Below are 11,178 nucleotides of genomic sequence, written 5' to 3' on the forward strand. Positions count from 1 at the left end.
GAGTCCCGCCGCTGTCCCCTCCCCGCCCGCACCGGTTACGGCTCCCGCCGGGCCCGGCCGGCCGCCGCGGGCCGGCCGTAGCCTGGGGGCATGGCGGGATCCACCGGGCGCGGGCGCGCATCGCACCATGTCGTCATCGGCGCGGGGCTCGCGGGGGCGGCCACCGCCTGGCAGCTCGCGAGCCGCGGGCACGCGGTCACGGTGCTGGAACGCGACCGGCCGGCGGGCATGCTCGGCAGCTCGCACGGCTCCGCGCGCATCCTCCGCTACGCCTACGACGACCCCTTCTACGTGCGCCTCGTGCGCGACGCCCGCGTGCTCTGGGACCGCCTCGAGCGCACCACGGGCGCGGGGCTCGTGACCCCGACCGGATCCGTCGACTCCGGCCTGGTGCGCCGCCCCGCCGAGCTCGCGCGCGTGCTCGAGCGCGTCGGCGTCGAGCACGAGCTGATGGGCGCGCGCGAGGCCGAGGGCCGCTGGCCGGAGATGTCCTTCGACTCCGACGTGCTGTTCCACCCGGCCGCGGGCGTCGTCGACGCGGAGGCCGCGGTGCGCACGATGCTCGACCTCGCGGTCGCGCACGGCGCCGTCGTGCACGAGGGCTGGGAGGCCGCGTCCGTCGAGCGGGTCGGCGCGGGCTTCGCGGTCACGTCCGACGACGGCCGCCGGATCGAGGGCGACAGCGTCGTCGTGGGCGCCGGCGCCTGGCTGCCCGAGCTGCTCGCGGGCGCGCTGCCGCTGCCGCGCGCGGCCCTCGACCGCATCCCGCCGCTGCGCGTGCGGCAGGAGCAGGTGTTCCACTTCCCCTACATGGACGGGCCGCCGGCCCGGGCCGTGCCGACCTCGATCCACATGGACGAGCGCATGCAGGTCTACGCGCTCCCCGGCGGACGCGACGTGGAGGGCCGCGGCCACAAGGTCGCCGAGTTCGACGGCGGGCGCGTGATCCCGTCGGCCGCGCACCAGGATGGCGTCGTGGATCCGGTCAACCGCGCCCGCGTCGTCGACTGGGTGCGCCGCAACCTGCCGGGCGTCGAGCCCGTGCCGTACGCGGAGGCGACGTGCCTGTTCACGAGCACGCCCACCGAGGACTTCGTGATCGACCGGGTCGACGGGATCACGATCGTCTCGCCCTGCTCCGGCCACGGCGCCAAGTTCGCGCCGCTCATCGGCAGCCTCGCGGCGGATGCGGCGACCGGCGAGCGCATCGAGCCGCGGTTCGCGCTCGCGCCCTGAGGAAGGGAGCCGTCGCGCGTCAGACCTTCTGCGGGCGCCCGCGGCCGCCGGTGCGCACACGCGTGCGGACCGGATCCCGCGCCTCGGCCCGCTCGGCCGCCCGCTCCCGATCCGCCGCCAGCCGCGCCAGCTCGTCGCGCAGCTCGCCGACCCGGTCGTCGCGTCCCTCCTCGGGGAACGCGCCCGGCAGCAGCTGCGGGGCGAGCCGCGCGCGCACGATCTGCTCGAGCGCCGAGTCGCGCGCGATGACCAGCACCTCGCGGAGCGCATCCGGGTCGCGCGACAGGGCGCCGAGCCGCTCGACGATCTCCTCCGCGATCTCGGCGCGCAGCCGCAGACCCGGCACGTCGCCCTCGCGGTAGTCGTCGGGCCGGCGTCCCTTGCCGTCGCGCAGCGCCGCGCGGTCGCGGGCCATGCGCAGCCGCTCCGCCTCGCCGCGCTTCTCGCCGATGAGCTCGGCCAGCTCGCCGCGGAGCGCCTCGATGAGCGACTCCTCGTCGTACGGGCGGCGCTCCCGCAGCGTGCGCAGGATGATCAGGTTCACCATCTGGATCCGGAGCGCGACGCCCACGAGCAGCAGCGCCTCCTCGACGAGCAGCTCCTTCCGCGCCGGATCCGCGGCGACGCGGGCAGCCACGGACGGCGGCGGGGCGCCCGGCTTGGAGGGCTTCGCGGGGCGGATGCGGGGCCGGGGCATGATGTCCTCCCGGTCCGCTCGCTCCACCGGCGAGGTGCTCCCAGATTACGCGGAACGGCCGACCTCGGGGTGGATCGCGCCCCCATCCCCGTGCCGATCCGCGGGCGTCATCCGTGGCGCCGCTGGGCGCCGTCAGCCCATCCGCCGCCGGAGGAACGCGAGCGTGCCGAGCTCGTCGTCGATGCCGCCGCCGTCGTGGCCGTTGTACTCCCACTCGGCGATCTCCTTCTCGCCCGCGTACGCGTTGAACGCGCCGTAGACGGTGGAGGGCGGGCAGGTCGCGTCCATGAGGCCCACCGAGAAGCGCGCCGGCGCGGTCGCGCGGCGCGAGAAGGCGACGCCGTCGAAGTACCGCAGCACGGCGTGCACGTCCTCGCCGCGGCCCCGGTGCGTCTTCAGGTAGTCCACGACCTCGTGGTACGGGTACGCGTCGGTGATGTGGGTGGCCCGCTCGATGTCGCAGAGGAACGGCACGTACGCGGAGACCGCCGCGACGTCGTCCCGGAGGCCGGCGACCGCGAGCGCCATGCCGCCGCCCTGGCTGCCGCCCTGCACGGCGATGCGCGACGGATCCACCACGTGGAGCGAGCGGGCCACGTCGACCGCGCGCACCGCGTCGGTGAAGAGGCGGCGGTAGTAGTACGTCTCGCGGGAGGCGATGCCGCGGGTCATGAAGCCGGGGATCGCGGGTCCGGCCTCGCCGTGGTCGGCCGTGTCGCCCGCGCTCCAGTACGAGCCCTGGCCGCGGGTGTCCATCTGGAGGTGCGCGAAGCCGGCGGCCGCGTAGATCAGCGTCTCCTCGGCGCGTCCGCGACCGCCGCCGTAGCCGACGAACGAGACGACGGTGGGCAGCGGGCCGGTCGCGCCCGCGGGGGTGCGCAGCCAGGCGCGCACGTCGGTGCCACCGGATCCGGCGAAGGTCACGTCCTGCACGTCGACGAGCGCGAGGTCGGTCTCGACCGGCGCGAGGCGCACGTCGAGGTCGTGCTGCGCCGCCTCGGCGAGGGTGTCGGCCCAGAAGGCGTCGAAGTCGTCGGGGTCGACGTGGCTGCTGACGTGCGCGCGGGCGGCGTCGACGGGTTCGATGAGCATGGGTCCTCCGGGCGTTCGGCGGTGGGCGGGCGGTCGGCGTCCCGCGCGCCGTCGGGCCGCGTCGCCTCGATCATCATGCCCGCCTCGGCGTCGGGCGGCACGGCGGCACGGCGACGCGGTCGAGGCGCCGGGAGGCTCAGCGGAAGAGCGGCGTCCCGTCCGCGAGCTCGGCGTCGAGGAAGGTCCAGATCCACGCGAGCGCGCGCGCGTGGTCGAGGCCGGGGACCTTCTGGGACAGCTGCGTCGCGATCCCGTCGCTGTAGGCCGCGAGCTTGAGCCCGACCTCGGGGGCGTCCACCGACCGGAAGACGCCGGCATCGACGCCGCGCCGGATCGTGCGGACGAGGCACGCCTCCCACACGCGGAGGCGCTCGAGGCGCTCGGGCGTGAGGGCGGGCTTGCGGGCGACGGCCGTCCAGTAGTCCGACCAGAGCCGCCAGTGCGCCTCGGAGGCGTCGGTGCCGTCGAAGAGCGGCGCGACGAGCAGGCGGATGCCGTGCACGGGATCCGGGTCCGCGTCGACCTCCGCGACGGCCCCCGCGTAGAACCGGTCGGTCTCCAGCGCGACGACCTCGTCGAGGATCTCCGCGACGCTGGCGAAGTGGTACGTCACGGTGCCGACCGAGACGGCGCCCTCGGCCGCGATGTCGCGGAGGCCGGTGGCGGTGAGGCCCTGGCGGAGGATCACGGCGCGCGCCGCCTCGACGATCATCGCCCGCCGCACCTCGGGCTTCTCGCGCTTGCCGCGGCCGGCGGTCCCGGGCGCGCCGGCGGTCGCTGTCGTCCCGGCGCTCACGCGGACGTCCGCGGCACGACGTCGTCGAACACGCGGTCGGCGACGAGCACCTCGGGAGTGCCGTCGCCGCCGTCGCGCGCCCAGGCCCGCAGCGTGTTGACGATGCGGAAGGCGTCCGCGTCGGCCGTGACGCGTGAGGTCGTCTCCAGGCGCGCGCGCCAGCCCGGCTGCTCCATGCCGATGGCCCAGCGCGACTCGGCGACGGCCGACGTCGGGTCGCCGTCGGTGATCCGGTACGTCTCGCGGCTCGCCTCGGTGAAGACGAGGCCGTCGGGGTAGATGCGGGATCCGCCGTAGCCGGGGTCGACGTCGAGCGTCCACTCGCCGGTCGCCACGTCGTGCGAGACGCTGCGCTCGGGCAGGCCGGAGTCGCCGGGGATCCGCTCGATGGCGATCGGCGTGGACTGCTCGGGCTCCGCGAAGCGCACGCCGTCGTCCTCCGCGCGCGTCCAGACCGGGAGGGTCACGGCGCTGCGGGAGGGCGCGACGACGAGGGTCGCCTCGCGGGCGTGCGGCCAGATCCACGGCCAGTACGCCGACGACACCGCGATGCGCAGCCGGTGCCCCGCGGGGAACGCGTGCCCGGTGGAGACGAGCGGCACGCGCACGACCTCCTCCTCGCCCGGCACCATCGGGTCGATCCGGGCGCGGTCGATCCGCGTGTTCAGGTTGAGCGCGCCGCGCGTCACGAGGGTGGACGCGCCGTCGGGCGCCACGTCGCAGAGCCGCACCACGAGGTTCGCGTCGGGCAGGTCGCTCGTGACCGCGAGGTCGACGAGCACGTTGCCGAGCACGTCCAGCGGCTCGTCGAGGAGCAGGTCGAAGCAGACGGAGAGGCCGTCCTCCGCGCGCTGGTCCGGCGGCAGGTCGGTCGCGTTGCCGAAGGGGAAGAAGCGCCCGGCGTCGAGGCCCGTGCGCTGCGGGGAGCGGACCACGACGGCGTCGCCCGCAGCGGCCGGCCCGTGGAACGCGGTCAGCGGCAGCAGGGGCTGGGCGGCGACGGACGCGGGCGGCGGCCACGACTCCGCGGCGACCCAGCGCCCGGTGCGCTCGGGGTAGCTCGTGGCGGGCGGCTCGGAGTCGCTGAGGAAGGCGCGGAGCGCGGGATCCGCCTCGACGCCGGTGTCGACGCCCTTCAGCCAGCGGTCCCACCAGCGCAGCGTCTCCTGCAGGAAGCCGATCGACGGGCCCGGCGCGAGGCCGCGGTCCGGGTACTGGTGCGACCACGGGCCGACGATGCCCTTCACGGGAGAGGACAGGTTCTCCACGAGGCGCAGGACGGCGTCGCGGTAGGGATCCGCCCAGCCGCCGACCGCGAGCACGGCCGCCTCGATCGAGGAGTAGTCCTCGCACACGCTGCCGTGCCGCCAGTAGTCGTCGCGCTCCTGGTGCGCGAGCCAGGTCGGCGTCATGGGCCGGTTCGCCTCGAGGCGCTCGCGCCAGCGTCCGACCCAGCAGTCGCCCACGACCTCGGGCCGCGGCGGCCGGGAGTTGAACGCGAACATCGTCGCGCCCCACGCCGCCATGTCGATGCCGAGCACCGCGCCGCCCATGTAGTGCACGTCGTTGTCGAACCGGTCGTCGGTGGAGCACACCGTGACGACGGCCTTGAGGGCCTCGGGCGCGCGGGCCGCCAGCTGCAGGCCGTTGAAGCCGCCCCACGAGATCCCGAAGACGCCGACGGCGCCCGTGCACCAGGCCTGCGCGGCGATCCACTCGATCACGGCGACGCCGTCGTCGAGCTCCTGCGCGGAGTACTCGTCGACGAACAGGCCGTCGGAGGATCCGGTGCCGCGGATGTCGACGCGGATGGACGCGTAGCCGTGGGCCGCGTACCAGGGGTGCCGCTCGCTGTCGCGCGGGGCGGTCCAGTCGTCGAGCCGGTAGGGCAGGTACTCGAGGAGCGCGGGGACGGGCTCGCCGCCCGAGGGCGCCCAGACGCGGGCGTGGAGCGGGGTGCCGTCGGGCATCGGGATCCAGACGTCGCGATGCGTGACGCCGTCGCCGTCATCGGCTCCGGGTGCGGCCTCGGTCGTCTCGTGCGCGGCGTCGGTCATCGTGCGTCCTCCCAGTCCCGGATCCGGTGCCCGTCGCCGAGCTCCCGCCAGCCCCCGCCTGCGGCGTCGCGCCAGGTGGCCGTCACGTCCTCGACGGCCGGCAGCTCGGTGGCGCCGGGCTCGAGGGTCGCGGCGAGCAGCTGCCGCGTGTACGGGTGGTTCGGCCCGCGGAACACGCGCTCGGTCGGGCCGATCTCCACGATGCGGCCGCCCGTCATCACGGCCACGCGGTCCGCGACCCCGCGCACGACCGCGAGGTCGTGGCTGATGAAGAGGCAGCTGAGGCCCTTGTCGCGCTGCAGGCCCGCGAGGAGATCCAGGATCTCGGCCTGCACGCGCACGTCGAGCGCGGTCGTGATCTCGTCCGCGATGACGAGCTGCGGATCCGCGGCCAGCGCCCGGGCGATCCCGACGCGCTGCCGCTGCCCGCCCGAGAGCTGGCTCGGCAGCCGTGCCGCGAAGTCCGGCGACAGACCCACCTCGGTGAGGATCTCGCCCACGCGCTCGGCCGACGCCCGGCCCGTGAAGAGCTTGAGCGGCCGGGCGATCGCCGCGCCGACGGTCCGCCGCGGGTTGAGCGAGGTGTCCGCGTTCTGGAACACGAGCTGCACCGCTCGGCGCAGCGCGGGCGCGCGGCCGGCGACCGCGGAGGTCAGGTCGCCCGCGACGCCGTCGCCCTGGAAGCGGAACGTGCCGGACTCGGTGGGCACGAGACCGGCGAGGGCGGTGGCGAGCGTGGTCTTGCCGCTGCCCGACTCGCCGACGACCGCGAGGGTCTCGCACGGCGCGATGGTGAACGACACGTCGGAGACCGCGGGCGGCAGACCGCGCGCGTACCGGACGACGAGGCCGTCGGCGACGACCATCGGGGTCTCCGCGTCGGCGGCGGCGCCCGCGGCGATGGGGCCGGCGGCACCGGGGATCGCCGCCAGCAGCTCCCGCGTGTACGCGTGCTCGGGCGACGCGAACAGATCCGCCGTCGGCCGGTGCTCCACGATGACGCCGTCGCGCATCACGGCGATCTCGTCGACCATCGTCGAGACGACGCCGAGTTCGTGGCTGACGAGCAGCACGGCCATGCCGAGCTCGCGGGCGAGGTCGCGGATCAGGGTCAGCACGGCCGCCTGCGTCACGACGTCGAGCGCGGTCGTCGGCTCGTCGAGCACGAGCACCCGGGGGCGCGCGGCGACGGCCATGGCGATCGCGATGCGCTGCTGCTGCCCGCCGGACAGCTGGTGCGGGTAGCGCCGCGCGATGGTCGTGGGATCCGGGAGGCGCACGAGCCGGATCAGCTCCTGGACCCGCTCGTCGTCGCTCGGCAGCCCGTGGCTCTCGAGCGCCTCGCGGAGCTGGCGGCCCACGCGCATCGACGGCGTGAGCGCCTGGCCGGCGTTCTGCGCGACGACCGCCGCGGTGCCGCCGCGGAGCTCCCGCGTCGCGGCGGGCGAGAGGGCGAACACGTCGTCGCCGGCGACCTCGACGGATCCGCCCACGATGCGGGATCCCCGCCGCAGGTGCGCGAGCAGCGTCCGCGCGACCGTCGACTTGCCGCTGCCCGACTCCCCGACGAGCCCGAGCGCGCGCCCGGCGCGGATCTCGAAGCTCACGCCGCGCACCACGGGCACGTCGGTGCGCCCGGCCGCGTAGGAGATCGCGAGGTCGGCGACGCGGACGACGGTGCCGAGCCGCACCTGGCCGGTGAGGGTGTCCTCGACGTTGCCGGGCATCATGCGATCCCCCTCTGGGCGCGGTCGACGCCGAGCGCCTTGCTGAGCCCGTCGGCGCTGAGGTTGAGGCCGACCACGAGGGTCGCGAGCGCCACGATCGGCGCGAGCGTGCCGAGCGGCACCACCGTGAGGGCGGTGCGGTTCTCCTGCACCATGAGCCCCCAGTCGGGCGTCGGCGGGTTCGCGCCGAAGCCGAGGAAGGAGAGCGACGAGATCAGCAGCACGATCCACGAGGCCCGCATCGCGTACTCCACGAGCACGACGTCGAGCACGTTCGGGAGGATCTCGCGGAACACGATGCTCAGCGGCCGCTCGCCCCGGGCGCGCGCGGCCGTGACGTAGTCCTGCGTGATCACGGTCCGCGCCGCTCCCCGCACCACGCGCGTCACGGCGGGCGCGTAGACGACGGTCACGGCGAGCACGATCACCCCGAGGCCGGATCCGAAGACCGTCACCACCACGAGCAGCGCGAGGATCGACGGCACGCTCAGCAGCGCGTCCACGATCCGCATCACGACCTCGTCGAGCCAGCCCTCCGCGTACGCCGTGACGCAGCCGACGACCGTGCCGATCGCGACCGCGATGGTCGTCGCGAGGAAGGTGACGACGAGCGCGTACCGGCCGCCGTTGAGGGTGCGGGAGAGCACGTCGCGGCCGTACTGGTCGGTGCCGAGCCAGTGCGCCCACGTCGTGCCGGAGAGCACGTCGGTCGAGTCGGTGGCGACGGGATCGTGCCCGGCGATCCACGGCGCGAGCACCGCGAGCACGACGTGGATCGCGATGATCGCGAGCCCCACGGAGAGCGCGGTCGACGCCCGGAGCGGGCTCGTCCATCCGCGCAGGCGGCCGCCTCGGCGGGTGGGCAGGGGCGTCGCGGTCATGCGCGGGCCTTCCGTCGGGTGGTGGATCGGGCGGGCCGGGACGGCCGGGTGCGGCGCGCGCTCTGGCGGGTGCGGAGCCGCGGATCCAGCGCGAGGGCCACGAGGTCGGCCGCGAGGTTGCAGACCACGTACACCGCGGCGCTCACGAGCGCGATGGCCTGGATCGTCGGCAGGTCGCGCGTGAACACCGACTCGAGCATGAGCTTGCCCATGCCGGGGTAGTTGAAGACGTTCTCGACCACGACGACGCCGCCGAGGAGCCAGGCGACGTTGAGCGCGACCACGTTGAGCGTCGGCAGCAGCGCGCTCGGCACCGCGTGCCGCCACACCACCTGCCGGGTCGTGAGCCCCTTGAGCTCGGCCGTGGTGACGAACTCGGAGGCCATCACGTCGATGGTCGCCGAGCGCATGGTGCGCACGATGTAGGCGGCCATCGCGAGCGTCAGCACGATCACCGGCAGCCACACCGAGGGCAGCAGCTCGGCGACCGTCGCGTCGCTGCCGCGGAGGACGACGGCCGGGAAGACGGGGATCGTGATGGCGAACAGCAGCACGAGCACGGTGGCGACCATGAACTCGGGGACGCTCATCACGACGAGGCTCACGATGCTGATGACCGAGTCGCTCGTGCGGCCCCGGCGGACGCCCGCGACGACGCCGAGCACGAGGGACAGCGTCACGCCCACGAGCATCGCCGGCACCGCGATGAGCATGCTGTTGCGGAAGGCGACCAGGAGCGTCGGCGCGACCGGATCCCCGCTCACGAGCGAGGTGCCGAAGTCGCCGTGCGCGGCGCCGAGCAGCCAGTCGCCGTAGCGCAGCCACACGTTCCGGTCGAGGCCGAGCGACTCGCGGAGCGTCGCGACGGCCTCCGGGGTGGCGTCCTGCCCGAGGAGCTGCTGCGCGACGTCGCCCGGCAGTAGCTGGATCGCGAGGAACACGAACAGCGACGCGAGCACGATCGTGAGGATCGCGGTGCCGAGGCGACGCAGCACCTGCGCGGGGACGTTCATCGGCGGAATCCGATCGTGAGGTGGTCGAACTCGAAGCCGAACTCGCGGTAGTTCACGACGTCGCGGGAGATGCCCACGAGCCGGTCGCCGAACATGGGCGTCATGTCGGCGCTGTCCTCCACCACGATCCGCTGGGCGTCCTGGTAGAGCATCCGCCGCCGGTCGTCGTCCATCTCCGCGCGGGCGTCGTCGAGGAGGGCGTCGAAGGTCGGGTTCGACCACGCGCTCTCGTTGTAGGAGGAGCCGGTGCGGAAGATCTGGTTGAGCAGCTGGTCGATGGGCCGGCCGGTGAACCAGTAGCTCACCATGAGCGGCTTCTGCATCCAGATCTCCGTGTAGTAGGAGTCGGACGAGGCGTTCGTGACCGTGAGGTCGATGCCCGCGGCCTTGACCTGGTCGCGGTAGGCGACCGCCATGGGCGTGAACACCGACTCGTAGCTCGAGGTGTGGATCGTGGTGCGCAGCCCGGGCACGCCCGCCTTCGCCAGCAGCGCCTTCGCCTGGTCGGGGTCGTAGGCGCGGTCGACGTCGACGAACGCGGCGAGCGACGGCGGCACGGGGTTGTCCCAGCCGGCCGTGCCGGTGCCCTGCAGCGCGGTCGCGAGGATCTGCTCGGGGTCGTACGCGAGCTTCATCGCCTGGCGCACGAGCGGATCCTGGAACTCGGCGCTGGTGGCGAGCATCGGGATCGTGTACCACTGCGCGTTCGTGACGCGGGCGACCGTGGCGCGGCTCGACGCGGAGACGACGCGGGCCGTCGCGAAGTCGAGGTTGGTCTGCGAGATGAGGTCGATCTGCCCGGCGAGCAGGGCGTTGACGCGCGCGGTCGTGTCCTGGATGGAGGAGAAGTCGATGCCGTCGAGCACCGGCCGGCCGGCGAAGTGGTCCTCGAAGGCCTCGACGCTCCCGGATCCCGCGGGGTGGAACGACGAGAGCCGGAACGGACCCGTGCCGATGCCGGTGCGCCCGATGGTGGCGATCGCGTCGGCCGGCACGATGTAGCACTGGTACGCCGTGAGCAGCGACGGGAACTCGGCGTTGGGGGTCTTCAGCTGGAAGACGAGGGTGTGCGGATCCGGCGCCGACATGCTGGCCGGGTCGAGCATGTCGCCGAGGACGCCGCCCTGCGGGGAGGCTGTCGCCGGATCGAGGATGTGCTGGATGGAGGCGATCGCGTCGTCGGCCGTGAAGCGCGTGCCGTCGTGGAAGCGCACGTCGCGGCGGATGCGGAAGGTCCAGGTGATGCCGTCGGCGCTCGCCGACCACTCCTCGGCGAGGTCGGGGATCGTCTGGCCCTTCTCGTCGAGCTTGACGAGCCGGTTGTAGAGGGCGCCGAGGTACTCGTACGCCGAGAGCGAGCTGGCGGAGTCGAGGGTCTCGGCGGCGGATGCGGCCGGCCGCGCGACCCGGAGGCGGCCGCCCGGCACGGGCGTTCCCGTGGCGGCGGCCTCGGGGATGGTCGTGCTGCTCGCGCCGGTGCTGCACCCGGTGAGGGCGAGCAGGCCGAGCCCGGCGATCCCGGCGGTGCCCGCGAGGACGGCGCGGCGGCTGGGTGCGCTCGGCCGGTCGGGCCGGTCGGCGATGCGCAGGGTGCGCGCGCTCGCGCCGACGAGCGCGCTGCGGATGGGGACGATCGATGGCATCGGGACGGGCCCTCCTCGTTATCGTTCAGGTGAACG

9 protein-coding genes are annotated in these 11,178 nt (G+C 74.3%); 1 reads left to right on the forward strand and 8 read right to left on the reverse strand.

Annotated features, from left to right (window positions below):
- The first annotated feature begins 90 nt into the window (after positions 1-90).
- A complete protein-coding gene (locus ITJ40_RS00455; protein ID WP_194664997.1) occupies positions 91-1,236 on the forward strand; it encodes an FAD-dependent oxidoreductase in 1,146 nt (381 codons plus the stop codon).
- A gap of 19 nt (positions 1,237-1,255) precedes the next feature.
- Here ITJ40_RS00455 and ITJ40_RS00460 read toward each other — a convergent pair whose 3' ends face one another.
- From ITJ40_RS00460 to ITJ40_RS00495, 8 genes are all read right to left on the reverse strand, one after another.
- Complete coding sequence (locus tag ITJ40_RS00460; RefSeq protein ID WP_228511688.1) at positions 1,256-1,933, reverse strand: hypothetical protein; 678 nt, start codon at positions 1,931-1,933, stop codon at positions 1,256-1,258.
- Positions 1,934-2,065: 132 nt separating this feature from the next.
- The gene (locus ITJ40_RS00465; protein ID WP_194665001.1) at positions 2,066-3,025 is read right to left on the reverse strand and encodes an acetylxylan esterase; all 960 of its coding nucleotides are present in this window, start codon (positions 3,023-3,025) and stop codon (positions 2,066-2,068) included.
- A gap of 136 nt (positions 3,026-3,161) precedes the next feature.
- Positions 3,162-3,821, reverse strand: a complete 660-nt coding sequence (locus tag ITJ40_RS00470; RefSeq protein ID WP_194665003.1) for a TetR family transcriptional regulator C-terminal domain-containing protein — start codon at positions 3,819-3,821, stop codon at positions 3,162-3,164.
- Positions 3,818-5,878: a CocE/NonD family hydrolase gene (locus tag ITJ40_RS00475; RefSeq protein ID WP_194665005.1), complete on the reverse strand. Its 2,061-nt coding sequence runs from the start codon at positions 5,876-5,878 to the stop codon at positions 3,818-3,820. The genes ITJ40_RS00470 and ITJ40_RS00475 overlap by 4 nt, the downstream gene beginning before the upstream one ends.
- Complete coding sequence (locus tag ITJ40_RS00480; protein WP_194665007.1) at positions 5,875-7,608, reverse strand: ABC transporter ATP-binding protein; 1,734 nt, start codon at positions 7,606-7,608, stop codon at positions 5,875-5,877. The genes ITJ40_RS00475 and ITJ40_RS00480 overlap by 4 nt, the downstream gene beginning before the upstream one ends.
- Complete coding sequence (locus ITJ40_RS00485; protein WP_194665009.1) at positions 7,605-8,486, reverse strand: ABC transporter permease; 882 nt, start codon at positions 8,484-8,486, stop codon at positions 7,605-7,607. The genes ITJ40_RS00480 and ITJ40_RS00485 overlap by 4 nt, the downstream gene beginning before the upstream one ends.
- Entirely contained in the window at positions 8,483-9,499 is a 1,017-nt protein-coding gene (locus tag ITJ40_RS00490; RefSeq protein ID WP_194665011.1) for an ABC transporter permease, read from the reverse strand. Before ITJ40_RS00490 ends, ITJ40_RS00485 begins: the two co-directional genes overlap by 4 nt.
- Positions 9,496-11,142, reverse strand: coding sequence for an ABC transporter substrate-binding protein (locus ITJ40_RS00495; protein WP_194665013.1), 1,647 nt, complete (start codon positions 11,140-11,142; stop codon positions 9,496-9,498). Before ITJ40_RS00495 ends, ITJ40_RS00490 begins: the two co-directional genes overlap by 4 nt.
- Between the last annotated feature and the right edge of the window lie 36 nt (positions 11,143-11,178).

Source organism: Clavibacter sp. VKM Ac-2872 (assembly GCF_015351105.1).
In the GTDB taxonomy this organism is placed as follows: Bacteria; Actinomycetota; Actinomycetes; order Actinomycetales; family Microbacteriaceae; genus Clavibacter.

Excerpts from the sequence above, each read along its gene's own strand:
- ITJ40_RS00455 (WP_194664997.1), top strand. The coding sequence starts at position 91 with ATGGCGGGATCCACCGGGCGCGGGCGCGCATCGCACCATGTCGTCATC.
- ITJ40_RS00460 (WP_228511688.1), bottom strand. The coding sequence starts at position 1,933 with ATGCCCCGGCCCCGCATCCGCCCCGCGAAGCCCTCCAAGCCGGGCGCC.
- ITJ40_RS00465 (WP_194665001.1), bottom strand. The coding sequence starts at position 3,025 with ATGCTCATCGAACCCGTCGACGCCGCCCGCGCGCACGTCAGCAGCCAC.
- ITJ40_RS00475 (WP_194665005.1), bottom strand. The coding sequence starts at position 5,878 with ATGACCGACGCCGCGCACGAGACGACCGAGGCCGCACCCGGAGCCGAT.
- ITJ40_RS00480 (WP_194665007.1), bottom strand. The coding sequence starts at position 7,608 with ATGATGCCCGGCAACGTCGAGGACACCCTCACCGGCCAGGTGCGGCTC.
- ITJ40_RS00485 (WP_194665009.1), bottom strand. The coding sequence starts at position 8,486 with ATGACCGCGACGCCCCTGCCCACCCGCCGAGGCGGCCGCCTGCGCGGA.
- ITJ40_RS00490 (WP_194665011.1), bottom strand. The coding sequence starts at position 9,499 with ATGAACGTCCCCGCGCAGGTGCTGCGTCGCCTCGGCACCGCGATCCTC.
- ITJ40_RS00495 (WP_194665013.1), bottom strand. The coding sequence starts at position 11,142 with ATGCCATCGATCGTCCCCATCCGCAGCGCGCTCGTCGGCGCGAGCGCG.